Raw genomic sequence first — 25,737 nt, forward strand, 5'->3', positions numbered from 1 at the left:
GCACGTGATCACCAGCCAAGTCTTTTCGAGCATCCAGGCCATCGACCGCAGCGCCTGGAACGACTGTTTTCCCGGCGCCCTGGAAGATTGGGATTATTACCTGGCGGTACAGAACGCCGGCATCGAGGGCTTCAGCTGGCGCTATCTGGCAGTGTTCGAAGATTCGAAGCTGGTGGCCGTCGCTCCGGCCTTCACCACCTGCTATCGCCTGGACACCACCGTCTCGGGCCCGGCCAAGCGCCTGAGCGAACGCCTGCAACGCTGGTGGCCGGGGCTGCTGCAACTGCGCCTGTACGCCATCGGTTCGCCGGTGGCCGAACAGTGCCACGCCGGCACCGCCAGCCATATTCCCGCGGTGCGCCGCCAGGCCCTGCTGGAGCAACTGCTGCACCTGGCCCGGCGCGATGCCGACGCCCAGGGCATCGGCCTGCTGGCGGTCAAGGATGCCGCCAGCCAGGATCGGCAATGGGCCGCCAGCTGCCAGGCGTTCGGCCTGCAAACCATGCCCAGCCTGCCCAGCGCCCTGCTGCCGGTGCCCTTCGGCTCGCTGGATGCCTACCTCGGCACCCTGGGCAAGTCCACGCGCAAGGACCTGCGCCGCAAGTTGCGCGCGCCCGGGCTGCGAATCGAATGGCGACACAACATCGACGATGTGCTGCCCGAGGTCATGCGCCTGTACGAAGCCACCCTGCGGCGCAGCGAACTGCAATTCGAACGCTTACCCGCGCCCTATTTCACCGGTATCCTCCAGCAGTTGGGGGAACGGGCCGCCTGCGTGCTGTACTGGGTCGACGACCAACTGGTGGCCTTCAACCTGGTGCTGCTGGACGAGCACCGGCTGATCGACAAATTCTTCGCCCACGACCTGGATATCACTCGTGAGCACAACCTGTATTTGCGCAGCTGGATGGCCAATGTCGACTACTGTATCCAGCACCGGATCGCGCTCTACGAATGTGGCCAGGCCGGTTATGCCAGCAAGCTGCGCCTGGGCTGTACCTTCACCGGCAACAGCCTGTTTTTCCAGCATCGCAACCCGCTGCTCGACACCCTGCTCAAAGGGCTGAAATATGTTCTCCGGCCGGATCGCACCGACCCCGCCATGGCTGCTGCACTAAGCGAAAGTTCATGACCAGAAAAGACCGCCGCGCCCCTCGCCCTTTCGCCATCTCCCGCTGGAGCCTGCAGCGCAAGCTGGTGCTGGCGTTCTGGATGGTCAGCGTGATCCCCACCATGATCGCCGCAGAGCTGGCGGCCACCACCCTGTCGCAGATCTTCGACAGCAACGTGCGCATCTGGCTGCAGGAGTCGACCAAGATCGTCGAGGACGAAATCACCGAGACCCTGCGCGACAACGCGCGCATCGCCCAGCTGTTCCTGCGTTACACCAGGCCGCCCACCGACCGCAACGCGGCCAGGCACGACAAGCTCACCGCCGACATCGCCGACTCCATGGGCATCGATGTGGTGGCGCTGATCCGCAAGCGCGACCAGCAGGTGGTGTTCAGCACCGCCGCCGACGACATCGTCGGGCAGATCAGCCTGGCCCACAACGCCGTGCTGCAGACCCTGCAGGTCGGCGGCGTGGCCACGGGAGCCGTGGTCTCGACCTTCCAGACCACCCTCGACGGCATCGACTACCAACTGCTGATCGCCACCTACCTGGACGCCAGCTTCCTCACCAGCGTGGCCGACGTGCATTCCCTCGACCTGCGCCTGTACCTGGCCAAGGCCAACGACTTCGCCGAGATCTTCGCCACCCAGCGTTTCGAAGACCACCCGACCCAGGTGCCGGAAAAGATCGAGAACATCCTGCGCGACACTCGCCAACCCACCGAGCAGTTCACCAGCCGCTACAGCGGGCTGTACCGGCCGATCTTCAACGACAGCGGCGAGCTGGTGGGGGTGATTTTCAGCGGCCTGCTGCGCCACAGCAGCCTGGTGGGGCTGGTCAACCAGAGCAACCTGTTCATCCTGATCTTCCTGCTCAGCTCGGCGGCGTCGCTGGCCGTCGGCTGGCTGGTGTCGAAACGACTGACCATGCCCCTGCGCGGCTTGTCCAAGGGGGTCCAGGCGGTGATCGCCGGCGACTACCGGCAACGCGTGCCGGTGATTGGCGGCGACGAGCTGGCGGAGCTGAGCAGTACCTTCAACCATATGAGCGAACGCCTGGGCGAACTGCATCACCTGGAAGCCCAGTTGCGCCGTCGCGACCGCCTGCACGCCCTGGGCGAAGTGGCCATGGGCCTGGCCCACGAGATCCGCAACCCTTTGGGCATCATCAAGACCGCCACCCAATTGCTGCACCGCCGGGCGGACCTGCCCGAAGGCGACAAGCGCCACCTGGAATACGTGATCAGCGAAGTCAGCCGGATCAACGACCTGATCACCGATTTCCTCGACTTCGCCAAACCCAGCGCGCCGATCCGCTCGACCCTGCTGGCGCGGCCGCTGGTGGAGGAACTGATCGGCTTCTGCGAGCCGGAACTGGCCAGCCACAAGATCGACGCCCGGATCGACGACCAGGCGCCAGGCGCGACCCTGTACGCCGACGCCCGCCAGCTCAAGCAGGCCTGCCTGAACCTGATCCTCAACGCCATCGACGCCATGCCCGCCGGCGGACGCCTGACCCTGGGCATCGCCCAGGACGCCGAGCACACCATCCTGCGGGTCGCCGACACCGGCCAGGGCATCGAGCCGGACATGCTCGAACGCATCTTCACCCCCTTCGTCACCACCAAGGCCTCGGGCACCGGGCTGGGCCTGGCCAAGGTGTTCTCGATCATGGAAAACCATGACGGGCACATCGAATGCAGCAGCGAAATAGATGCCGGCGCCACCTTCAGCCTGTACATTCCGGCCAAAGGTGAGGACGACGAAGATGATCAAGACGAGCAAAAGGCCCAGCCATGACGCATAACCTGCTGGTGGTCGACGACGAGCCCAAGCTTTGCGACCTGCTGTCCTCGGCGCTGAGCCAGGACGGCATCCAGGTGTTCACCGCCGGCAATGGCCTGCATGCGCTCAAGGTGCTGGAGCAGGAAGAGATCGACCTGGTGATCAGCGACTGGCGCATGCCCGGCATGGACGGCCCGCAGCTGCTGGCCGAGGTCAAGCAGCGCTACCCACAGATCCCGGTGATCGTCATGACCGCCTACAGCACGGTGAAAAATGCCGTGCAGTCGATGCGCAACGGCGCCTACGACTACATCGCCAAGCCCTTCGACATCGACGAGCTGGACATCACCGTCAGCAAGGCCCTGCAGTTTCGCGACATTCTCAAAGACAACCAGCGCATGCGCGCCGAGCTCGACGAGCACCGGCAGATCGATAGCCTGGTGGGCGACAGCCCGACCTTCCGCCGGGTCCTGCAAGCGGTGGACTCGGTGCGCGAAAGCAACGCCACCATCCTGCTGACCGGCGAAAGCGGCACCGGCAAGGAGATGGTCGCCCGGGCCATCCACCAGCACGGCAACCGCGCCAACAAACCCTTTGTCGCGGTCAACTGCGCGGCGATCCCCGAAGGCCTGCTGGAAAGCGAAATGTTCGGCCATCGCAAGGGCGCCTTCACCGGCGCCGTGGCCGACCGGGTCGGACGCTTTCAGCAGGCGGACAAAGGCACGCTGTTCCTCGATGAGGTCGGCGACATGCCCCTGGCCCTGCAGGCGAAGATCCTGCGTGCCTTGCAGGAGCGGGTGATCGAACCGGTGGGCGACCCGCGCGAGCGCAAGGTCGATGTGCGGGTGATCGCCGCCACCAACAAGAACCTGCTGGAAGCGGTGGCCAACAAGGAGTTTCGCGAAGACCTGTATTACCGCCTCAATGTCTTCCCGATCCCCCTGCCCGCCCTGCGCGAGCGGGTCGAGGATATCGCGCCCCTGGCCCGGCACTTCGCCCACACCCTGGGCGCCACCGCCGGCAAACGCATCACCGGCTTCAGCCCGCAGGCCCTGCAGGCCATGGCCAATTACGCCTGGCCGGGCAATATCCGCGAACTGCAGAACTGCGTCGAACGCGCGACCATAGTCGCTGCGGGCGCGGTGATCGAGGAAAGCGACCTGCCGGGCTATCTGTTCAGCTCACCTCCCGTGAACGCTGGGGCCTGCGCCCTGCCCGGCGATAGCCTCAACGTGCCCAGCGACCTGGACGCGGCCCTGGCCGAAGTGGAGAAGGCCTACATCCTCGCCGCCCTGCAACAGAGCAACGGCGTGCAGGCCGCCGCCGCGCAGCTGATCGGCATTTCCGAGCGCAGCTTCTGGTACCGCCTGAAGAAACTCGGGATCCAGGTCGACAAGATCGTTCGCTGAAGCGCCAAAGCCTGTTGCCCGCGATGGCGATACTTCAGACTCACCGCGTTGCCTCCATCGCCGGCAAGCCTGGCTCCTACAGAAGCCAAGCTCGCCACCGGCCTGTAGGAGCGAAGCTTGCTCGCGATTCGGACGCTGCGGTCTACCAGTAGACCGCGTTATCGTTCATCGCGAGCAAGCTTCGCTCCGACATGAGCATCAGCTCAAAGAAGATTCGGCGCAGGCAGCGGATCGATCTGTGCCCAGTGCGAAGTGTCTTCGCGATGGCGTTGCAGGTACGGCAACACCGCCGCCAGTAACGGCGCCTTGAAGGCTTCCTGAAAGCGATGGGCCAGGCCCGGAATCAGCTTCAATTGGCTGCCCTGGATATGCGCCGCCAGGTGCACGCCGTGCATCACCGGCAGCAACGGATCGGCGGTGCCATGCACCACCAGGGTCGGCACGCGCAGCTGGTTGAGCAGGGCCACCCGGCTCGGTTCGGCGAGGATCGCCATGATCTGGCGCTTCACCCCTTCCGGGTTGAAGGCCCGGTCATAGGCCTCCGCCGCCTGATGCAGCAGCGCCTGCCGATCGTCGGTGACCTGCGGGCTGCCGAGGGCGGCCAGCAGGTCGGCCTGTTGCTCCAGCGCCACCTCACGGTTCGCCGCGCCGCGCCGCGACAACAGTTGCACCAGCGCCGCATTGGGCGCCGGCAGGCCTTCGGCGCCGGAGCTGGTCATGATCAGGGTCAGGCTCTCGACCCGCTGCGGCGCCATGGCCGCCAGGTGCTGGGCGATCATCCCGCCCATGCTCGCGCCCAGGACATGGAACTGCTCGACCTGCAGGGCATTCATCAGGCCCAGGGCGTCGTCGGCCATGTCGGTCAGGCTGTAGGGCGCGGCCACCGGCAGGCCGAGCTTGTAGCGCAGCACCTCGAACGTCAGGTTGGCGCTGACCGGCGCCTGGCGCCAGGTGGACAGGCCGACGTCGCGGTTGTCGTAACGGATCACCCGAAAACCCTGCTGGCACAGGGCAACGACCACTTCGTCCGGCCAGTGGATCAGCTGCCCGCCCAGGCCCATCACCAGCAGCAGGGCCGGATCGGAGGCACGGCCGATACTCTGGTAGGCCAGGCTCACCTGCTCCAGTTCGACCCTTTGGGTCGGTACGTTGACATCACAGCGAGACGCCGCCTGAGACGGCAGGCCGAGCAGTAACGCGGCCAGGAAAACAGTCGTTGAAAAAAATCTTGCCCACATGAAGAAACACCGAAACGCAGAAGCCCAGTAGAGCGCGAGTCTGATGAACTTTGGTCGAGCGCGCTGCCACAGTTACGTGACAGTTTGATGAAGATTGCCCAGCGGTCATAAAACCCTGTAGCCGCTGCCGCAGGCTGCGATCGGCCCGAAGGGACGCAGCGATCTTGAATCCGCTGAAGGCCCTTCGGTCCTTTTCGCAGCCTTCGGCAGCGGCTACAGGGGCTATGGGTGCATTCAGGCCTGCTGGTTACGCAACTGACGGGCGGCGGCGACCATGTTGACCAGGGCAGCTTCGGTCTCCGGCCAGGCGCGGGTCTTCAGGCCGCAGTCCGGGTTGACCCACAAGCGCTCGGCGGGAATGCGCTGGACCGCCTTGCTCATCAGCTTGACCATCTCGGCGGTGTCCGGCACCCGCGGCGAGTGGATGTCATACACTCCCGGGCCGATGTCGTTCGGGTAGTCAAAGGCTTCGAACGCCTCCAGCAGCTCCATGTCCGAACGCGACGTCTCAATGGTGATCACGTCGGCATCCATGGCCGCGATGGCCTGGATCACGTCGTTGAACTCGCTGTAGCACATGTGGGTGTGGATCTGGGTCTCGTCGCGCACCCCAGAGGCGGTCAGGCGGAAGGCTTCCACCGCCCAGTCCAGGTACGGCTGCCAGTCCGCCCGGCGCAGCGGCAGGCCCTCGCGGAACGCCGCCTCGTCGATCTGCACGATCTTGATCCCGGCCTTTTCCAGGTCCACCACCTCATCGCGCAAGGCCAGCGCCAGTTGCCGCGCCTGTACTTCACGCGGCACATCCTCGCGGGGGAAGGACCACATCAGCATGGTCACCGGCCCGGTAAGCATGCCCTTCATCACCTTGTCGGTCAGGCTCTGGGCGTAGGTGATCCAGTCAACGGTCATGGCCTGCGGGCGGCTCAGGTCGCCGTAGATCACCGCCGGTTTCACGCAGCGCGAACCGTAGCTCTGCACCCAGCCGAAGCGGGTGAACAGGTAGCCGTCCAGTTGCTCGGCGAAGTATTCGACCATGTCGTTGCGTTCGGCCTCGCCGTGCACCAGCACATCCAGCCCCAGGCGCTCCTGGACCTGCACCGCATGGCGGATTTCGCAGCGCATGGCATCGGTGTAGTCGTTGTTCGACAGCTTGCCCTGCTTGAACGCCTGGCGGGCCAGGCGGATCGACGCGGTCTGCGGGAACGAACCGATGGTAGTGGTCGGGAACACCGGCAGCTTCAAGCGGGCATGCTGCTGGGTAATGCGCTGGGCGAAGGGCGAATGACGCTGGCTGTCGGCGGCGCTGACCGCCTTGAGCCGCGCCTGGACCTCGGCCTTGTGGATGCGCGGCGACTGCGCCCGGCTGGCCTGCACCTGGCGGCTTGCGGCCAGGGCCGCTTGCACCGCCGGGGCCTGGGGATCGTTCAGGGCGTCACGCAGCACCGAGATCTCGCCGCATTTCTGCACGGCAAAGGCCAGCCAGCTTTTCAGCTCGGCATCCAGCTGGTCTTCCCGGGACAGGTCCACCGGGCTGTGCAACAGGGAGCAGGAACTGCTGACCCACAGGTTGTCGCCAAAACGCTCCTGCGCCGCTTGCAGCTGCGCCAGCGCCTGCTCCAGCTCGCAACGCCAGACGTTGCGACCGTTGACCAGGCCCACGGACAGAATCTTGTAGGTCGGCAGGCGGTCGAGCACCTGGGTCAGTTGCTCCGGCGCCCGCACGGCGTCGATGTGCAGGCCGTCCACCGGCAGGCCGACGGCCAGCCCGAGGTTGTCCTGCAGGCCGCTGAAGTAGGTGGCCACCAGCTTTTTCAGCGGCGAGTACTGGAGGATGTGGTAGGCACGCTCGAAGGCGCTCTTCCAGTCCTGCGGCAGGTCGAGGGTCAGGATCGGTTCGTCGATCTGCACCCACTCCACGCCCTGGGCCTTGAGGCGGTTGAGGATTTCGCCGTAGACCGGCAGCAGGCGCTCCAGCAGCTCGAGCTTGTTGAAGTCATTGCCCTTGGCCTTGCCCAGCCACAGGTAGGTCAGCGGGCCGATGATCACCGGCTTGACCCGGTGCCCCAGGGCGTGAGCTTCATCGACCTCGTCGAACAGCTGTTCCCAGCTCAGCTTGAACGACTGGTCGGCGCTGAATTCCGGGACCAGGTAGTGGTAGTTGGTGTCGAACCACTTGGTCAGTTCCTGGGCGTACTGGGTCTTGGCGTGATCGCCGCCACAGCAGCCCGCCGAGGCACCGCGGGCCATGGCGAACAGGGTGTCGAGGGTCGGCTGGCCCTGGGCGTCCTGGCTGCTGGCGAAGCGCTCGGGAACCACGCCGAAGGTCAGCGAGTGAGTCAGCACCTGGTCGTACCAGGCGAAGTCGCCCACCGGCAGCAGGTCGATGCCGGCGTCCTTTTGCAGCTGCCAGTGCCGGGCCCGTAGCTGGCGTCCGACGTCTTGCAGCGCCTGCCGGTCAAGGTCGCCCTTCCAGTAGGATTCGAGGGCTTTTTTCAGTTCGCGGTCGGCGCCGATGCGCGGAAAACCAAGGGTGTGGGCCAAGGCCATGAGTGGGTTCCTCCCTGTAAAAGATGGCGCTATTGTCGACAGCCCACCCAACATGAGACAAACTCAACCTTTTCGTGTTGATCACAAAATTTACTCATGGAGACCCTGGTGCTCGAAATCCGTCACCTGAAGACCCTGCACGCCCTGCGCGAAGCCGACAGCCTGGTCGAAGCCGCCGAACGCCTGCACCTGACCCAGTCCGCCCTGTCCCACCAGTTCAAGGAACTGGAAGAACGCATGGGCATGCCGCTGTTCGTGCGCAAGACCAAACCGGTGCGCTTCACCAGCGCCGGCCTGCGCCTGCTGCAACTGGCGGACGCCACCCTGCCGTTGTTGCGCGCCGCCGAACGGGACATTTCCCGCCTGGCCGGCGGTACCGCCGGGCGCCTGCACATGGCCATCGAATGCCACAGCTGCTTCCAGTGGCTGATGCCGACCATCGACCAGTTCCGCGACGCCTGGCCGGAAGTCGAGCTGGACCTGGCCTCGGGTTTCTCCTTCGCCCCGCTGCCGGCCCTGGCCCGTGGCGACCTGGACCTGGTGGTGACCTCCGACCCGCTGGAGCTGGCGGGCATCACCTACGTGCCGCTGTTCACCTACGAAGCCATGCTGGCGGTGGCCAACCAGCACCGCCTGGCCAGCAAACCCTACATCGTTCCGGAAGACCTGCTCAGCGAAACCCTGATCACCTACCCGGTGGAGCGCGATCGCCTGGATATCTTCACCCGCTTCCTGGAGCCCGCCGACATCGAACCGGCCCAGGTCCGCACCTCGGAGCTGACGGTGATGATGATGCAACTGGTGGCCAGCGGCCGAGGCGTGTGCGGCATGCCCCACTGGGCGCTGCATGAATACAGCTCGCGGGGCTATGTGAAGGCCAAGCGCCTGGGGGAAAAAGGCCTGTTCGCCACGCTGTACGCGGCGATCCGCGCCGACATGCTGGATGCGCCCTATATGCGCGACTTCCTGCTGACCGCCAAGGACACCTCGTTCTCGACCCTGGACGGGGTCAGCGCGGTGCGTTGAAAAGCGCCATCGGCCTGCAGGAACGGGGACTGTCAGAGGGGGGAGACAACTTCACGCCACAGGTGGAGCTTGTCGAAGTACTCGACGCCCACCCGCACCGCCAGCGGCTCCAGGCCGAACTGGACGAAACCGCAACGCTGGTACAGCGCCAGGGCGGCGTCGTTGCCGGCGGTGACCGTCAGTTGCACCAGCCGCACCCCAGGGCGTTTGCGCGCCTCCTGCAGCAGCGCCTGGACCAGCCGGTAACCCAGGCCGCCGTGGCGATAAGGCGGCGCCACATACAGGCCGAACAGCGTGGCCTTGTGCCGGGCTTTTTCCCGGACCTCGAACGCCAGGCCGACGATGCCCATCAGTTCGCCATCCTCGAAAGCCCCCAGCAACAGGTCCAGCGGGCTGCTCAGCCGCGACTCCCACCAACTCAAGGGCATCGCCGCACGTTCGACGACACTGGAAGTAAAGGCCTGCGGATGATGCTCGTAGGCTTCGAGCATCAGCGCGCGGTAGGCAGCGGCGTGACCGGCATCGAGGCGCTGGATGGACATGGTCGGTCGAGGCCCCCGGGCCGCAGGTGAATGAAACGGTCAGACCGTCTGGCGTTGTTCCAGCAGCAGACGCACCGCCAGCCCGGCCAGCACGAAGCCCATGAAATAACGTTGGGTCGCCAGCCACAGCGGGTTGTGCACGAACCAGGCGGCGATGCCCGAAGCGAACAGCGCGATCAGCAGGTTGACGCTGAAGCTCACGCTGATCTGGGTCAGGCCGAGGATGATGCTCTGGGTGAACACCGAACCGTGTTCCGGGCTGATGAACTGGGGAAAGACCGACAGGTAGAACACCGCGATCTTCGGGTTCAGGGCGCTGGTGAGAAAGCCCATCAGGATCAGCTTGCGCGACGAATCCGGCGGCAACTGCTGCGCCTCGAACGGCGAACGCGCGCCCGGCTTCAGGGCCTGCCAGGCCAGCCACATCAGGTACAGAGCGCCGACCCACTTGAGCACTTCATAGGCCACCGGCACCGCCATGAAGACCGCGGTCAGGCCGATCGCCGCGGCGAACAGGTGGACGAAGAAACCGGCCACCACGCCGACCAGCGAGGTCACGCCTGCCCGGCGCCCCTGGCAGATCGAACGGGAGATCAGGTAGATCATGTTGGGGCCGGGGGTCAGCACCATCAGCAAGGCTGCGGCGATGAAGATCAACATGTCGTGAAGGGGAATCATGATGGGCAATCCTTTGTCCTTGAAAAATCAGGCCGAGGCCAGTTGCGAGGCGCGATAGAACGGCAAGATCAGGTCGCGTGTCAATGGGGCCAATGTGAGCTCGTCGCCAGCCTGCGGATCGATCCAGCAGACCTCCTCGATTTCCGCCGCGGGCCGGACCTCGTCGGTGTCCAGATCGAGGCGAAACAATTCGGCCTCGACCACAAAACCCGGCTCGTTGGCTGCCGGTGCGGAAAAACGTCCCAGGTAACGGGCGTCGGCCGGGGCGATCCGCAGCCCGAGTTCTTCTTCCAGTTCACGGGCCAGGGCCTGGGCCGGCAACTCGTCCGGCTCGATCTTGCCGCCCGGCTGCATGAAGGCCAGGGTGCCGCGCTTGCGCACCAGCAGGGTACGGCCGTCCGGGCCGATCAACAGGGCCGCGGCGATACGGATAAGGGGGGATGCAGCGCTTGAAAGAGTCATGAAAAACCTGGATCGGTTACGCGAGGCGGCAAGGATCCCATGACTGGCGAGGCGTCGTCACGACACAGTCGGCCGCTGTTTTTTCCATACACCCGGCGCCTCGGGCGGGACCAAGCGCTTGCCACCCAGGCCTTCCATGGGCGGGTTGGAATAGAGAGGGGAATGGACCAGAGGATGCCGCCCGCTCCTACAGGGATGCAGGAACCAGCGGCTGTGCGGCAAGGGCCGGGGCCCTCAAGCGTTGCCGGTCTTGCCGGACGAACCGAACGAAGCGAAACGCTTGTTGAAGCCGGCGATCCGCCCTTCGGACTGGGTCTTGCGCTGCTGGCCGGTGTAGACCGGGTGCGAGGCGCTGGAGACGTCGAGGGTGACATAGGGATAGGTGTTGCCATCGCTGTGGCGCTGGGTGCGGTCGGTGTCCACGGTGGAACCGATCAGGAAGTACACATCCGCGGCGGTGTCGTGGAACAGTACGGTGCGGTAGGCGGGATGGATATTGGCTTTCATGGCAGTCTCCGAGGGCTGGGTGATGATTTAATTCGTTATACAGTAACATTATCCAACCATGGAAACGAGAACCAGTTGCAATAAGGAAAGCAGCAAATCGTCTATCGCCCTCATCAACACCTGGCACCAGGGCGGACACCTGATGCTCAAGCGGTTGCTCCCGCAAGGAGATCGCTCGTAAGCTGCAAACCTTTGCCGAAACCGTGAACGTCCATAAGAAACACATCTACGGCAAGCGGGGCATCACGTCCCGGTCCGAACTGTTTTCGATTGTTCTCCAGGCGCGCACTGCCTGACGCCTGAAGCTGCCCTGTGCGCACACTGGCTGCGCCACAGCCGTTCTCTACAACAACAAGATCGTTGGCCACACAAGAAGAATGAGTACCCAAAAACGAAATCTATAGAGTCCGAACCAAGGAAACCGTATGAGCCTGTCCCTCCTGAGCCGCTACGCCTTCTTTGCTGCCTGCGTGATTTTCACCCTCGCCAGCTTGCCCTTTCTCGAACATGACTGGCTCTGGCCAATCACCCTGGTCACCTTCCTGCTCAGCCTGCTGGGCATTTTCGACCTGCTGCAAAGCCCCCACGCGGTGCGCCGCAACTACCCGATCCTGGGCAATATCCGCTACCTGGTGGAAGGCATCCGCCCGGAAATCCGCCAGTACCTGCTGGAGTCCGACAGCGACGCCCTGCCCTTCTCCCGGGCCCAGCGCTCGCTGGTCTATTCGCGAGCCAAGAACGAAAGCGCCGACAAGCCGTTCGGCACCCTGGTCGACGTCTACCAGTCGGGTTTCGAATTCATCGGCCATTCCATGCGCCCGGCGCCCCTGAGCGACCCGAGCACCTTCCGCGTCACGGTCGGCGGCCCGCAGTGCAAGCAGCCCTATTCGGCCTCGGTGTTCAACATCTCGGCCATGAGCTTCGGCTCCCTCAGCGCCAACGCCATCCGTGCCCTCAACCAGGGCGCCAAGCTCGGCAACTTCGCCCATGACACCGGCGAAGGCAGCATCAGCCCTTACCACCGGGAAAACGGCGGCGACCTGACCTGGGAACTGGGCAGCGGTTATTTCGGCTGCCGCACCAGCGACGGCCGTTTCGACCCGGAGCGTTTCGCCAGGCAGGCGCAGGACCCGCAGGTGCGAATGATCGAAATCAAGATGAGCCAGGGCGCCAAGCCCGGCCACGGCGGCATCCTGCCCAAGCACAAGGTGACCCAGGAAATCGCCGATACCCGCGGCATCCGCATGGGCGAGGACTGCATCTCGCCATCGAGTCACAGCGCCTTTTCCACGCCGATCGAAATGATGCATTTCATCCAGCAGCTGCGTGAGCTGTCCGGCGGCAAGCCCGTAGGCTTCAAGTTCTGCCTCGGCCACCCGTGGGAGTTCATGGGCATCGCCAAGGCCATGCTGGAAACCGGCATCCTCCCCGACTTCATCGTGGTCGACGGCAAGGAAGGCGGCACCGGCGCGGCACCGGTGGAGTTCACCGACCACATCGGCGTGCCAATGCGCGAAGGCCTGCTGTTCGTGCACAACACCCTGGTGGGCCTGAACCTGCGCGACAAGATCAAGCTCGGCGCCAGCGGCAAGATCGTCAGCGCCTTCGATATCGCCAGTGTGCTGGCCATCGGCGCCGACTGGGCCAACTCGGCGCGCGGCTTCATGTTCGCCATCGGCTGCATCCAGTCGCAAAGCTGTCACACCAACAAATGCCCGACCGGCGTCGCCACCCAGGACAACCTGCGCCAGCGCGCGCTGGTGGTGCCGGACAAGGCGCAGCGGGTGTTCAGTTTCCACCGCAACACCCTCAAGGCCCTGGCCGAAATGCTCGCCGCCGCCGGCCTGAATCACCCGTCGCAACTGGAAGCCAAGCACCTGGTACGACGCATGTCGGCCACCGAGATCAAGCTGTTCTCGCAGCTGCATGTGTTCCTCAAGCCCGGCGAACTGCTCACCGGCGCGGTCAGCGGCGAGTTCTATTCGCGCATGTGGCAGCTGGCGCGCGCCGACAGCTTCGAGCCCAACAGCGAAGCCGCGGCCTGACCGGCCACACTCGGCGCCCCGCCGCAACGGCGGGGCGCTATCCATCATGCAAAGGATGCAACCCAAGTGCTCAAAGTCATCGCCGAAGATTTCATCAAGCCCGAACACCTCGACACCGTGCGCCCCTGGTACGCCGAACTGGTGGAGAAAACCCGCCAGGAGCCGAACTGCATCGCCTACGACCTGTTCGTCGACCAGCAAGACCCGGGGCACTTCATCTTTATCGAACAATGGCCAGACCGCGCGGCGCTCGAGGCCCATTGCCAGACCGAGCACTTCACCCGCCTGGTGCCACAGATCAACGCCTTCCAGGCCAGGGAATGCCGTGTGCTGCTGATGGATCAGTTCTGATCCAGCGGATAAGCCCGGCGCCTCACCAGTGCAGCGTCTTGATCGGCGCCGGTTCCTTCATGACGATAAAACCGTAATCGCCCAGCAGATAGATCCGGTAGTAGCGGCTGTCCACCAGCGGTGGATAGCCCTGGTAACCGACCAGGGTCGCATTGCGCCGCTCCCTTTCCGCGACCACGTTGGTAATACCCACCTTGGGCAGGTTCTCGGCCAGCATGAAGAAGTCGATGTTCAGCAGGTAGTGCAGCACCGGCATCTGCTTGAACGAGCCCGCGGCCGCCAGCAGCCAGTGATCGGAATAGGTCACCGACATATAGATGCGCTTGGCCTCGCGCAACGGCCGGTGGCTGGTGATGTCGCGCTCAAGGCTCGACAGCGCGCTGGCCACCAGGGTTTTCTGCACCGTCAGCACTCGGCCATAGGCGAACGACAGCGACAGCATCGCCAGCAGCGGCACCATCAGCAGCAGCGGCAAGCGCTCATGCAGCGCTGCCAGCGCCAGGTGGCTCAGATAGAACAGCAGCACCCACAACACCGCGAAGCCCATCAAGGTCCGGGCGCCTTCATTGAAGTCGCGGAAAAACAGCGCGATCCCCGACACCAGCACAAGCACCAGCGGCAATGCCAGCAGGCAGACCAGGGCCATCACGACTTTTTTCAGGCCGCTGTCCGGCCGCTGGAACAGGTTCGCCGCCAACCGCACGCAACCGGCCAGGGCGCACAGCGCCAGCGCGGCGAACACCCAGGCGAACCCGCCGTGAAACAGCAGCACGACTTTTTCCAGCACCCTGGCGATGTTGACTTGCAGTTGCAGCAAGGGCTGCGCCGACCCATTCAGCAGCAAGGTGCGGGTCTGTTCCATGAAGGGGTAGGCGGTGACGCAATAGATCATCCAGCCCAGGGCCGCCTGGGCGATCTTCCAGCCGATCGTTTCCCACCAGCGCGGCCAGGCACTCTTGTCATTGGCGCCGCGGATCACCTCCAGGCAACACAGGCCCAGGAACACATTGATGCTGATCTGATACAGCCCGATGGCCAGCGCCACCAGCAAGGCCGGCACCAGCCATTGCAGTACACGGTACGGGTTGCGATAGGTGATGGCGTAGATCACCGCCACCAGGCTCAAGGCCATGGCCGGGCCGTCGTATTGATACGACAGGTTCTGCAGAAAGAACGGGTTGTACCAGAGCGGCAACAGCACCAGGCAGCAGGCCGCCGTCGGCTGCGGGTAGTAATGGAACGTCAGGCTGGTCAGGGCCGCGGCCATGGCGAGCGTGGCGATCAGCAGCGGCAAGGGAAAGATGTTTGGCGCAGCGCCGCTGAAGGTCAGGGCGTTGTAGAACAGCTCGGTAAACAGCCGCCCCTGCTCCGTCCAGGCGGTGCCGGCCGACAGAGAGCGCCAGTTGTCATCGATATAGGGAAAGTCCGCGAGGATCAGCGGCAGCACATACAACAAGGTGGCGCACAGAAAAAACAGCCAGGCCTGGCGACGCCCGAGTTCCCCGCTGAGCAAGCTGCCCATTCTGTCCATGCTAGAGCCCCAGGCGGTCTTTGCCGCCGATGACGTCCTTGATCACGTAGCGCGGCCGATGCTTGGCCTCGATGTAGATACGGCCGACGTACTCGCCGAGGATGCCGATGCCGATCAACTGCACGCCGCCGAGAAACAGAATGGCGGTCATCAACGAAGGGTAGCCGGGCACGCTGTTGCCGAAGAAGATCTTGTCCAGGACCATGTACACCGCGTAGAGCACCGCGAAAATCGAGATGCCGCCACCGATGTAGGTCCACAAGCGCAACGGCACGGTGCTGAACGAGGTGATGCCTTCCAGCGCCAGGTTCCACAGTTTCCAGCCATTGAACTTGCTCTTGCCCGCCACCCGTCCGGCGCGCTCGTATTCCACCACCACCGTGGTGAACCCGGCCCACGACAGGACGCCCTTCATGAACAGCTGATGCTCGGGCAGGGTCCGGATCACATCGACCACCTTGCGATCCATCAGCCGGAAGTCGCCGACGTTCTCCTCGATCCGGGTGTAGGCGATACGGTTCAGCAGGTGGTAGAACAACGCCGCGCTGCTGCGCCTGAGAAAACTGTCGGCCGTGCGCCTGCGGCGTTTGGCAAGGACCACATCGGCGCCCTTCTGCCATTCCTCGATCAGCCGCGGGATGACGCTGATCGGGTCCTGCAGGTCGACGTCCATGGGAATCACCGCATCGCCGCTGGCGTGCTCCAGCCCGGCGAACAACGCCGGCTCCTTGCCGAAGTTGCGCGAAAAGTTGATCAACAGCACCTGCTCGTCCATCTGCGCCAGGGCCTTGACCTCTTCGGCCGTGCGGTCGGAACTGCCGTCGTTGATAAACACGATCTCGACTTCGCCCTGCTCGAACCGCAACTCGCGACGCACCGCCTGGTAAAACAGACCGATGGCCTGCTCTTCATTGAAGACCGGAACGATCAGCGAGATCTTCATCGTTCACACCCGCGGAACACCAGGTACTTGGCGAACAGAAAACCCGCCACCAGGCTCAGGGCGGAAAACACCAGCACCGTCAGCAAGCCGGGCAGCCGCCACACATCCCCGGCATGCCCGACACCCAGGCTCAGCGCCCCCATGCCCCCCAGAAACAGCAGATAGCCGCCGACCGAGGCCCTGGCGGCGAAGGTGAAGCGCGCATTCATATAGAAAGAAAACGACGCCGCGACGCAAAAGGCCGCCAGGTTACTGAGCGCCTGGCTGAGGCCCGCCACCAGGCTCAGCAAAAAGAACACCAGCCAGTGGATAAAGGTATTAGCGATGCCGATCACCGTGTATCTGGAGATTCCCTTCCATAAGAGTCTCATTGGTGACTCTCCCGCGTTGAATGTTGCTCAACTTGTATGGCAGGTTTTTCTGCCCATCGATTGGCGAAATCGCTGATCCGGCGGTCTTTCAGACGTGTGGCATCCAAGCCGGCCTGCATGGGCCGTCGTCGTGCAAGCCCCCTCCCAGGCCTTCTCTGGCCTGATTGCCTATCCACAACGAATTGCACAAATGCATATTTAAACTTGCATCAATGCATATTGCAGCTAAGGTTACCCCTGAGCCCGACCGGAGCAGGCCATCGAGGATGGCGAACCCTACAGGCCGGTCACGGGCTTGCGAAAAACGCTGCATCGCCACACGCAACAACGACACAAGCTGGACGCTTGTTTTCACTCATGGAGGATGAAAATGTTAACCCTTGAAGACACACCCTTTACCCGCACAGGTCCTGCCGAGGCACTGCCACAGTGCCTGGTCGGCACCCTGCTCAACGCCGGACTGAGCGAAGTCGACGACAGCGCGGAACACGCCGCCCTGGCCGCCAGCCTCAACTTCAGCATTCAGCAGCAAACCCAGACCAACTGGTGCTGGGCCGCGCTGTCGGCCTCGGTCGGCAACTTTTACCGCACCGGTTCCTGGACTCAATGCGGGGTTGCCAACACGGAACTGGGGCGCAATTCCTGCTGCAACCAGCCAGGGCCATGCAACGTGTATGGCTACCTGGACTCGGCCCTGCGCACCACCCGCAGTTTTGGCGGCATGAGCCAGGGCTCGATCCAACTGTCGGCCATCGACAACCAGATCAACATGGGACGCCCCGTTGGCCTGCGCTGTGCCTGGTTTGGCGGCGGCGCGCACTTTCTGGCGATCTATGGCACCAACGGCAGCTACCTGCTGATTGCGGATTCCATCTACGGCTATTCGACCCGTGCCCTGAACACCTTCCCCCGTTCGTACAACGGCGGCGGCAACTGGACCACCACCTACTTCACCCGGAAAAACTAAGGAGGGCAGCATGCAACTGACTTATCCCAAGGCCCCCGCCAACGGCGCTCAGGTATTGCGCCCGGCTCTCCAGACGGCCCTGCAGAGCAAAGGCTTCGGCGTCAACCGCCAGTTCGCCCAGGCCACCGCCAGTAAAGTGAGCCTGTCCGAGCCCTACCGCGGCTACTCGCTGAGCCTGGAAGACCTGGCCCAGGGCAAAGGCCTGCAGCAGGCCACGCTGGGGGACTGGCATTACCTGGTGTTCAGCGACGGAGTCTCGATTGCCGACGCGCAACTGGCGGAAGTCGCCGGCCAGGTCGAGTTCTCGTCGCTGAACCACGGCGCCCTAGCGTCGGCCACGGTCAATGCGCTGAACCTGGCGGAAAAGGCGCCGCACCTCAAAGGCCGGACCTTCGAGCTGCGTGTGTTGTTTGTCTCGGCGCTGCATGTCGCGGCGATCTGGCTACACGCCAGCGATGAAGACGTGCTGATCCCCATCGAACCAACGCCCAAGCACCTGGCGAGCACCAAGCTGTACAGCGAGGCCGCGTTGCTGGCCCTGCTGGCGCCCGCCGCGCAACAAGCGAAAGCGGCGTTCGATGCGGACACCACAGGGCTGTTGGGGAGCTGACCGTTCACCGGGCTGCGGTGAACGGGCGATTGCAACACTAAAACCCGGAACCGCAGAAACAGCGCCCGCATAAAAAAGCCCCGGTCACTGACCGGGGCTTTTGGTTTTATCGCCTATGGCGTTACGACGCCGAACGCACCGCGCCCTGTTGGGCATTGTTCGGTTGCAGCTTGAACAGGTAGAACAACGCCGTCAGCAGCACCAGGAACGCCGGCCCCACATACAGCGCCACGCGGGTGTCCGGGAAGTAGGCCATCAGCCCCACCACCAGCACCAGGAACGCCAGGGCCAGGTAGGAACTGACCGGGTACAGCCACATGCGGTACTTCAGGCCGGCACGTTCCGAGGCGCTCAGGCCTTTGCGGAACTTGAGCTGGGCCAGGAGGATCATCACCCAGGTCCAGATCGCGCCGAAGGTGGCGATGGAGGTCACCCAGACGAACACTTTCTCCGGCACCAGGTAGTTGAGCAGCACGCCCAGCAGCAAGGCAAAGATCGACAGCAGCAGCGCGCGACGCGGCACGCCGTTGTTCGAGGTCTTGGCGAAACCGGCCGGGGCCTGGCCGTTCTGCGCCAGGCTGTAGAGCATGCGCCCGGTGCTGAAAATGCCACCGTTGCAGGACGACAGCGCGGCGGTGATCACCACGAAGTTGATGATGCCGGCGGCGGTCTTGATGCCCAGGCGCTCGAAGGTCATCACGAACGGGCTGCCCTGGGTGCCGATTTCGTTCCACGGGTAGATCGACAGGATCACGAACAGCGCGCCCACATAGAACAGCAGGATGCGCCAGAACACCGAGCCGATGGCGTTGGGAATGGTCTTCTGCGGGTTGCGCGCTTCACCGGCGGTGAGGCCGATCATCTCCACGCCCAGGTAGGCGAACATCACCATCTGCAGGGACATCAGCACGCCGGTCACGCCGTTGGGCATGAAACCGCCGTGGGTCCACAGGTTGGAAATGCCCAGCGCCACGCCGTCATTGCCGAAACCGAAGGCAATGATGCCGACGCCACCGATGACCATGGCGATGATGGTGACGATCTTGATCAGGGCGAACCAGAACTCGAACTCACCGAAGGCCTTGACCGCGATCAGGTTGATCGAGCCCATGCTCACCAGGGCCGCCAGGGCCCAGATCCAGCGCGGCACATCGGGGAACCAGATGCCCATGTACACCGCCACCGCGGTGATTTCCGCGACACAGGTCACCAGCCACAGGAACCAGTAGTTCCAGCCGGTGAGAAAGCCCGCCAGCGGGCCGAGGTAGTCTTGCGCGTAACGGCTGAAGGAACCCGCGACCGGGTTATGCACGGCCATCTCGCCGAGGGCGCGCATGATCACCAGAATCGCCAGGCCGCCGAGGATGTAGGACAGCATGATGGCCGGGCCGGCCATTTCGATGGCCTTGGCCGAACCGAGGAACAGGCCGACGCCGATACAGGCGCCAAGCGCCATCAAGCGAATATGCCGTTCGCCGAGTTCGCGTTTCAGCGGGCCGCCTTGAGCGGTCTCGCCTTGGGGCAGGTGGTTGCCAACTGGCATAGGGATACAACCTCATCTTGTTATTGGATATGAGCCACCGAGTCTGTGAGGCACGGATGGATAACCCGTGCCAACCAGATCGGATCGACCTTGTGGGCCGACACGTCTTGTAGGACAAATCCTGCAAGATCAGTGGGGTGTGCAGTATAAAAAGCTGACGACAGGCTTTTTCACTCTATAAACAGCTAAATTTAGAGAGAAATCTCGGTATTTTCGGGTTTTACCGAGTGGCATTACCTGGAATTTTCGCCGTTTGTCATTTTTGAACGGCGCCGAGTATTGCACAGCCATGGTGCAGCGTCATGCCCCTACCTAGGACCTATTTACTGGTCGCGATGGCTCTATCTCAAGCTTCTTTTGCCTCGCCCCATGCCCTGTAGGAGCGAGCTTGCTCGCGATAAACCCGAGGGCGCCGCGATGCTTTGGATACACCGAGCCATCGTTGACGACCATCGCGAGCAAGCTCGCTCCTACAGGGGGAGATGAATGCTTTCAGGTCGCGCACAAATTTTTCACCATTGCCTACCACCGTCTAAGCTTCAGACAAGTCCGATCAATCTGCGTGAATGGATCAGTCGACTATGGGTGCTTTGCGACAGACCGATTCGAGTAAAAAAGTAGTGCCAACTGATCGCGTGGAAGAAGCGCCTATCCCTGAGAAATCCCATTCAAGCCGGCTTTGGTGGCGGCTGTTCTGGCTATTGCTGCTGATGGCGCTGATCGCCCTGGGCTTTGCCGCGTCCAAGGAAATGCGCACCTCGAAACTGCAAGCGCGCGAGCTCAGCAAGTTTGCCGCGGACCTGAACTATTCCATGGTGCCCGGCCCCAGCGATGCCATCGTCTACCCCGGCGCCGGGCCCTTCGACAAGCGCCTGGGCTACAGCGCCCTCGATGATTTTCTGGCGCGCCTGCTCAAGCGCGGTTACGTGGTGGAGGCCCAGACCCGCTTCTCCCCCGCCTTGATGAACTACAGCGAAAACGGCTTCTTCGTACCCTATACCGAGAAGATTCAGGCCGGGCTGTCGATCACCGATTGCCGCGCGGCGCCGCTCTATCAATTCAAGTACCCGCAACAGCTCTATTCGAACTTTGCCGCCATCCCGCCGGTGATGGTGCGCAGCCTGCTGTTCATCGAGAACCGCGAGTTGCTCGACCCCGACCAGCCCCTGGCCAACCCGGCGGTGGACTGGCCGCGCTTCGCCAAGGCCGCCTGGTCGCAAGTGGCCAAGCTCCTGCACTTGCCAGGGCAGACGGCGGGCGGCAGTACCCTGGCGACCCAGCTGGAAAAGTACCGGCACTCGCCGGACGGCCTGACCGTGTCCGGCGCGGAAAAGATCCGGCAGATGATTTCCGCCAGCGTGCGTGCCTACCAGGGCGGCCAGCAGACCCTCGAGGCCCGGCGGCGCATCATTCGCGACTACCTCAACAGCGTGCCGCTGTCGGCCGTGCCCGGCCACGGTGAAGTGCATGGCATGGCCGAAGGGCTGCGGGTCTGGTACGGCGCCGACTTCGCCCAGGTCAACGAGCAGTTGGCGAGCACCGCCAGCGATCCGCAGAGCCTGGCGCAACGCGGCCTGGCCCTGCGCCAGGTGCTGTCGTTGATGATCGCCCAGCGCCGGCCTTCGCATTACCTGTCCAAGGGCCGCCGGGAACTGGCCGAACTCACCGACAGCCATATCCGCGTGCTGACCCAGAATGGCGTGATCGATGCGCCGCTGTCGGCCGCCGCCCTGGCCAGCAAGGCCACCTTCCGCGACTGGGTGCAGCAACCGACGATCCAGCCGATCGAAACCAACAAGGGCATCAGCGTCGCTCGCAGTCGCCTGGCCGGCTTGCTCAACCGGCCGCTGTACGACCTCGATCGCCTCGACCTGTCCGCCACCAGCACCCTGCAAAGCGACCTGCAACGCCAGGCCACCGAGTACCTCAAGCACCTGGCCGACCCGGTGTTCGCCGCCGAGATCGGCCTGCTCGGCGAACGCCTGCTGACGCCGACCAGCACCACCCAGGTGCGCTACAGCTTCACCCTGCTCGAGCTGACGCCGGACGGTTCGCGGGTGCGGGTCCAGACCGACAGCACCGACCAGCCCTTCGACATCAACGAAGGCAGCAAGCTGGAGCTGGGCTCCACCGCCAAGCTGCGGGTCCTGACCACCTACCTGCAGATCATTGCCGAACTGTACGAGCAGTACGGCGCCGAAACCCCGGCGGTGCTGAAGAAAGTCGAGATCGCCGAACAGGACCGCCTGAGCCGCTGGGCCGTGGACTACCTGATCCAGAACAGCGACCGCAGCCTGCCGAAAATGCTCGAGGCGGCCCTGGATCGCAAATACTCGGCCAGCCCCGGCGAGAGTTTTTTCACCGGCGGCGGGCTGCACACCTTTCATAACTTCCGCAAGGAAGACAACGGCCGCATGCCGACCCTGCGCGACGCCCTGCGCGAGTCGATCAACCTGCCCTTCATCCGCCTGATGCGCGACCTGGTGCGCTACAGCACCTACGCCGGCCCGAGCAACAGCGCCAACCTGCTCAAGGACGACGGCGACCCGCGGCGCCAGGAATACCTGGCCAAGTTCGCCGACCGCGAGGGCACTTCTTTCCTCCTGCGGTTCTGGAAGAAATACCGCAACAAGGACACCCAGGCGCGCCTGGACACCTTCCTCGACAGCATGCACCCGACGCCGATCCGCCTGGCGGCCGTGCACCGCTACCTGCTGCCGGAAGCCAGCCAGGAGAGTTTCAACAGTTTCGTGCGCTCGCACCTCAAGGGCGCCAAGCTCACCGAGAAACTCACCGACGAACGCCTGGACAAGCTCTATTACAGCTACGGCCCCGGTTCCTACGACCTGCCCGACCAGGGCTACATCGCCAAGGTGCACCCGCTGGACCTGTGGCTGCTCGGCTACCTGCTGAACCACCCCGACGCCAAGTTCAGCGAGATCGTCAAAGCCAGCGAATTCGAGCGCCAGGAGGTCTACAGCTGGCTGTTCAAGAGTCGGCACAAGAGCGCGCGGGACAGCCGCATCCGCACCATGCTGGAGATCGAGGCGTTCCTCGACATTCATCAGCGCTGGCAGAAAGTCGGTTATCCGTTCGACCACCTGGTGCCCTCACTGGCGACCGCCATCGGCAGTTCCGGCGATCGCCCTGCGGCGCTGGCCGAACTGGTCGGCACCATTCTCAACGACGGTGTGCGCATGCCGACCCTGCGCATCGACAGCCTGCATTTCGCCGCCGATACGCCGTATGAAACCAAGCTGGTCAACGACCCGGCCGAGGGCAAGCGGGTGATGCCTTCGGAAGTGGCCACGGCGCTGCGCGGCGCCCTGTCGCAAGTAGTGGATGCCGGTACCGCCAAGCGCCTCTCCGGCAGCTTCAAGCTGGCCGACGGCACGCCGCTGGCCATGGGCGGCAAGACCGGCACCGGCGACAACCGTATCGAGGCCATTGGCTCCGGCGGGCGGATCCTCAGCTCGAAATCCATCAACCGCACCGCCACCTTCGTGTTCTATATCGGCGAACACCACTTCGGCACCCTGACCGCCTATGTGCCAGGCGTCTCGGCGCAAGCCTTCAAGTTCACCTCGGCCTTGCCGGTCCAGGTGCTCAAGGGCATGGCACCGATCCTCACGCCGTACCTGCAACCGGGCAGCAATACCCAATGCCTGGGCAGCCTGGCCCAACGCTGAAACCTCCCCCCGCAACGTAGCCGCCTGTAGCCGCTGCCGAGCCTGCGATCGGCTGCGTAGCGGCCGCAAACCGGGCAACCCCATTGCTCCAGGTATCACTGCGGAGGCCGTTTTGCGAGGACTGCGTCCTCGATCGCAGCCTCGCGGGCTCGGCAGCGGCTACGGACTGTCTCGACTCTCCCCCTCTGCGACAAACGGCTGGTGCGGCCAGCACGGAAGTACTTGCGCGGTCATTAAGATATATCTTAAGTTATGTCTTAACCGCACAGGAGAAAGAGAAAATGAGAGAACACCACCACCCCCACCGTGAGTACGGCGACGGCCACGACGGTTTCGAAAAACGCCCCGGGCGCGAACGCGGCGGCCGTGGCCCGCGGGTCTTCGCCCCCGGCGACCTGAAGTTGCTGTTGCTGGCGCTGATCGCCGAGCAGCCGTGCCACGGCTACGACCTGATCCGCCAGATCGAAGGCATGTTCGATGGCGCCTACAGCCCCAGCCCTGGCGTGATCTACCCGACCCTGACCTTCCTCGAAGAGAGCGAACTGATCAGCGGCGACGCCGAAGGCGGGAAAAAACGCTATAGCGTGACCGAGACCGGCCGTCTGTCCTTACAGGACCAGGCGATTGCCCTGGATGGCGTGCGCATGCGCATCGACGTCAGCAAGCGCTCGCTGCGCGGCCACGATCGCCCGGCAGAAATCCACGAGGCGGTGCACAACCTGCGCCACGCCCTGCAGATGCACCACGGCCGCTGGAACCCGCAAGAAATCCTGCGCGTCCGCGACCTGCTGAACAACACCGCCCGCGCCATCGTCGACGGCCCGGCCCCCTCTTCCACTCAGGAGTCAGCTGAATGACCGTAGACACTTCGCCATCGATTCATCGGGTCAGCCACGAGATCAAACGCCGCCGCCTGGAAGTGCTGCGGGTGGTCGACCTGACCCCGCGCATGCGCCGCATCACCCTGGGCGGGCCGGAACTCGCCGGTTTCATCAGCCTGGGCAGCGACGACCATATAAAGCTGCTGTTCCCGCAGAACGCCGAACAGCAGGCGGCCCTGGAAACCCTGGTGCTGGGCCCGGGCAAGGACAACGGCGCGATGCCGGCCATGCGCGACTACACGCCACGACGCTACGACCTGGACATCGGTGAACTGGATATCGATTTCGTGCTGCACGGCGACGGCCCTGCCTCGACCTGGGCCGAGCAGGCCAAGCCCGGTCAGTTCCTGCATATCGGCGGGCCGCGCGGCTCGATGATCGTGCCGGACATCTTCGACAGCTACCTGCTGATCGGCGATGAAACCGCGCTGCCGGCGATTGCCCGGCGCCTGGAAGAATTGCCGGCCGGGCGCCGGGTGCTGGCGGTGATCGAGATCCAGGACGCCGCCGAGCGCCAGGTGCTGCAGAGCGCGGCGCAGGTCGAGGTGATCTGGGTCGAGCGCGACGGCGGCCAGCAGGACCTGATCGGCACCGTGCGCGGGCTGCAGGTACCGAGTGGCAAGCTGTACGCCTGGGTGGCCACGGAAAGCAAAGTCTCGCGGCAGATTCGCCGGGTGCTGCTGGACGAACACCGGCTCGACGACGAGTTCGTCAAGGCCGCCGGTTATTGGCGCCTGGACAGTAGCGAAGAAGAGTGACGGACTGCCAAGCCTCGTCCCTACAGACCCGCCTCTGTAGGAGCGAGGCTTGCCCGCGAAAGCATTCAGCCAGATGACACCGAGCCAGCTCCCCGCCACCGATCAATGCCCACCAACAGCAGCGCCACCAGCACGAACCCCGCCAGAATCCCCAGCGCATTCACGAACGCCTGCGCATAGCCCAGCTTGCCCACGTCGACAAAAGGATAGGGATACAGCCCCAGCACGTGCCCGCGCAGCAGCACATAAGCGAAGTACAGCAGCGGGTAGAGCATCCACCCGGCGACATGCCGCAGCCCCAGGCGCCCCTTGGGCACGCAGCACCACCAGTAGACGAGAAACAGCAGCGGCATCACGTCGTGCAGCAACTCGTCCGCCACCAACTGCCAGCCCTGGGGATGCCACAGGTGACGCAGCAACAGGCTGTACGCCAGCCCCACCACCACAATGCTGACCGCGATGCCGCTGCTGACCCAGGGTTGCAGAAAGAACCGCTGCCCGCGCGAGCTGCGCAGGTTCAAGCCACAGGTCAGCACCACCGCCACCAGGGTGTTGGTGAGCACGGTGAAGAAACTGAAAAAGTTGATCAGCCCGCCCAGCAGGCTGGCGTCCACTGTCCAGCGCAGATGGAGGATCAGGTACAGCTGGATCGTCAGCCCCGCCCAGCCGAGCAACGCGGCCAGCGCAGTGAACAGCCGTTTGCCGCCTGAAGGAAAAACCGGCTCGACAGCCATCGAAGGT

At 63.9% G+C, this 25,737-nt stretch carries 22 protein-coding genes and 1 pseudogene; 12 read left to right on the top strand and 11 right to left on the bottom strand.

Annotated features, from left to right (window positions below; genetic code table 11):
- The first annotated feature begins 4 nt into the window (after positions 1-4).
- The 3 genes from CXQ81_RS26180 to CXQ81_RS26190 are packed head-to-tail and all read left to right on the top strand — an operon-like array spanning position 5 to position 4,307.
- Complete coding sequence (locus CXQ81_RS26180; RefSeq protein ID WP_101338956.1) at positions 5-1,132, top strand: GNAT family N-acetyltransferase; 1,128 nt, start codon at positions 5-7, stop codon at positions 1,130-1,132.
- On the top strand, positions 1,129-2,913 hold the full coding sequence (locus tag CXQ81_RS26185) for an ATP-binding protein (protein WP_101338957.1): 1,785 nt from the start codon (positions 1,129-1,131) through the stop codon (positions 2,911-2,913). Before CXQ81_RS26180 ends, CXQ81_RS26185 begins: the two co-directional genes overlap by 4 nt.
- Positions 2,910-4,307, top strand: a complete 1,398-nt coding sequence (locus CXQ81_RS26190) for a sigma-54 dependent transcriptional regulator (protein ID WP_101338958.1) — start codon at positions 2,910-2,912, stop codon at positions 4,305-4,307. Before CXQ81_RS26185 ends, CXQ81_RS26190 begins: the two co-directional genes overlap by 4 nt.
- A 203-nt stretch (positions 4,308-4,510) precedes the next feature.
- Here CXQ81_RS26190 and CXQ81_RS26195 read toward each other — a convergent pair whose 3' ends face one another.
- Both CXQ81_RS26195 and metE read right to left on the bottom strand, forming a co-directional pair.
- Positions 4,511-5,545: an alpha/beta fold hydrolase gene (locus CXQ81_RS26195; protein WP_101338959.1), complete on the bottom strand. Its 1,035-nt coding sequence runs from the start codon at positions 5,543-5,545 to the stop codon at positions 4,511-4,513.
- Positions 5,546-5,779: 234 nt separating this feature from the next.
- A complete protein-coding gene (gene metE, locus CXQ81_RS26200) occupies positions 5,780-8,092 on the bottom strand; it encodes a 5-methyltetrahydropteroyltriglutamate--homocysteine S-methyltransferase (protein WP_101338960.1) in 2,313 nt (770 codons plus the stop codon).
- A gap of 108 nt (positions 8,093-8,200) precedes the next feature.
- Here metE and metR point away from each other — a divergent pair, with 108 nt between their 5' ends.
- Complete coding sequence (gene metR / locus CXQ81_RS26205; protein ID WP_007930536.1) at positions 8,201-9,118, top strand: transcriptional regulator MetR; 918 nt, start codon at positions 8,201-8,203, stop codon at positions 9,116-9,118.
- Positions 9,119-9,150: 32 nt separating this feature from the next.
- Here the strand turns inward: metR and CXQ81_RS26210 are convergent, their stop codons facing one another.
- From CXQ81_RS26210 to CXQ81_RS26225, 4 genes are all read right to left on the bottom strand, one after another.
- Positions 9,151-9,660 (bottom strand): GNAT family N-acetyltransferase, encoded by a 510-nt coding sequence (locus CXQ81_RS26210; protein WP_101338961.1) that lies wholly within the window; start codon positions 9,658-9,660, stop codon positions 9,151-9,153.
- A gap of 39 nt (positions 9,661-9,699) precedes the next feature.
- On the bottom strand, positions 9,700-10,338 hold the full coding sequence (locus CXQ81_RS26215) for a LysE family translocator (RefSeq protein WP_007930534.1): 639 nt from the start codon (positions 10,336-10,338) through the stop codon (positions 9,700-9,702).
- Between the two features lie 27 nt (positions 10,339-10,365).
- A complete protein-coding gene (locus CXQ81_RS26220) occupies positions 10,366-10,800 on the bottom strand; it encodes an NUDIX domain-containing protein (protein WP_101338962.1) in 435 nt (144 codons plus the stop codon).
- Positions 10,801-11,034: 234 nt separating this feature from the next.
- Positions 11,035-11,307, bottom strand: a complete 273-nt coding sequence (locus CXQ81_RS26225) for a type B 50S ribosomal protein L31 (protein ID WP_009045397.1) — start codon at positions 11,305-11,307, stop codon at positions 11,035-11,037.
- A 149-nt stretch (positions 11,308-11,456) separates the two neighbouring features.
- Here CXQ81_RS26225 and CXQ81_RS26230 point away from each other — a divergent pair.
- From CXQ81_RS26230 to CXQ81_RS26240, 3 genes and pseudogenes are all read left to right on the top strand, one after another.
- Positions 11,457-11,603: pseudogene (locus CXQ81_RS26230) on the top strand (LuxR C-terminal-related transcriptional regulator); the annotation flags it as partial.
- A 129-nt stretch (positions 11,604-11,732) separates the two neighbouring features.
- On the top strand, positions 11,733-13,352 hold the full coding sequence (locus CXQ81_RS26235; protein WP_101338964.1) for an FMN-binding glutamate synthase family protein: 1,620 nt from the start codon (positions 11,733-11,735) through the stop codon (positions 13,350-13,352).
- 66 nt (positions 13,353-13,418) lie between these two features.
- Positions 13,419-13,703, top strand: a complete 285-nt coding sequence (locus CXQ81_RS26240) for a putative quinol monooxygenase (RefSeq protein ID WP_097134934.1) — start codon at positions 13,419-13,421, stop codon at positions 13,701-13,703.
- Positions 13,704-13,725: 22 nt separating this feature from the next.
- Here CXQ81_RS26240 and CXQ81_RS26245 read toward each other — a convergent pair whose 3' ends face one another.
- From CXQ81_RS26245 to CXQ81_RS26255, 3 genes are read right to left on the bottom strand one after another with little or no spacing between them, the layout of a single operon-like run.
- Complete coding sequence (locus CXQ81_RS26245) at positions 13,726-15,234, bottom strand: glucosyltransferase domain-containing protein (RefSeq protein ID WP_101338965.1); 1,509 nt, start codon at positions 15,232-15,234, stop codon at positions 13,726-13,728.
- Between the two features lies 1 nt (position 15,235).
- The gene (locus CXQ81_RS26250) at positions 15,236-16,177 is read right to left on the bottom strand and encodes a glycosyltransferase family 2 protein (protein WP_053262475.1); all 942 of its coding nucleotides are present in this window, start codon (positions 16,175-16,177) and stop codon (positions 15,236-15,238) included.
- Positions 16,174-16,548 (bottom strand): GtrA family protein, encoded by a 375-nt coding sequence (locus CXQ81_RS26255; protein ID WP_101338966.1) that lies wholly within the window; start codon positions 16,546-16,548, stop codon positions 16,174-16,176. The genes CXQ81_RS26250 and CXQ81_RS26255 overlap by 4 nt, the downstream gene beginning before the upstream one ends.
- A gap of 370 nt (positions 16,549-16,918) precedes the next feature.
- On the opposite strand from CXQ81_RS26255, the gene CXQ81_RS26260 reads away from it, so the two are divergent.
- Entirely contained in the window at positions 16,919-17,515 is a 597-nt protein-coding gene (locus tag CXQ81_RS26260; RefSeq protein ID WP_087090097.1) for a papain-like cysteine protease family protein, read from the top strand.
- A 10-nt stretch (positions 17,516-17,525) separates the two neighbouring features.
- Positions 17,526-18,125: a hypothetical protein gene (locus tag CXQ81_RS26265; protein ID WP_101338967.1), complete on the top strand. Its 600-nt coding sequence runs from the start codon at positions 17,526-17,528 to the stop codon at positions 18,123-18,125.
- A 121-nt stretch (positions 18,126-18,246) separates the two neighbouring features.
- Here CXQ81_RS26265 and CXQ81_RS26270 read toward each other — a convergent pair whose 3' ends face one another.
- On the bottom strand, positions 18,247-19,668 hold the full coding sequence (locus CXQ81_RS26270; RefSeq protein WP_007923136.1) for an amino acid permease: 1,422 nt from the start codon (positions 19,666-19,668) through the stop codon (positions 18,247-18,249).
- Between the two features lie 581 nt (positions 19,669-20,249).
- On the opposite strand from CXQ81_RS26270, the gene CXQ81_RS26275 reads away from it, so the two are divergent.
- The 3 genes from CXQ81_RS26275 (at position 20,250) to CXQ81_RS26285 (ending at position 24,996) form a co-directional block, all read left to right on the top strand.
- On the top strand, positions 20,250-23,357 hold the full coding sequence (locus CXQ81_RS26275; protein WP_007923134.1) for a transglycosylase domain-containing protein: 3,108 nt from the start codon (positions 20,250-20,252) through the stop codon (positions 23,355-23,357).
- A gap of 281 nt (positions 23,358-23,638) precedes the next feature.
- Positions 23,639-24,214, top strand: coding sequence for a PadR family transcriptional regulator (locus CXQ81_RS26280; RefSeq protein WP_101338968.1), 576 nt, complete (start codon positions 23,639-23,641; stop codon positions 24,212-24,214).
- Entirely contained in the window at positions 24,211-24,996 is a 786-nt protein-coding gene (locus tag CXQ81_RS26285; RefSeq protein WP_101338969.1) for a siderophore-interacting protein, read from the top strand. Before CXQ81_RS26280 ends, CXQ81_RS26285 begins: the two co-directional genes overlap by 4 nt.
- A gap of 65 nt (positions 24,997-25,061) precedes the next feature.
- Here CXQ81_RS26285 and CXQ81_RS26290 read toward each other — a convergent pair whose 3' ends face one another.
- On the bottom strand, positions 25,062-25,730 hold the full coding sequence (locus tag CXQ81_RS26290; protein ID WP_101338970.1) for a Pr6Pr family membrane protein: 669 nt from the start codon (positions 25,728-25,730) through the stop codon (positions 25,062-25,064).
- Positions 25,731-25,737: the final 7 nt, after the last annotated feature.

The sequence above is a fragment of the Pseudomonas sp. 09C 129 genome, assembly GCF_002843625.1.
In the GTDB taxonomy this organism is placed as follows: domain Bacteria; phylum Pseudomonadota; class Gammaproteobacteria; order Pseudomonadales; family Pseudomonadaceae; genus Aquipseudomonas; species Aquipseudomonas chlororaphis.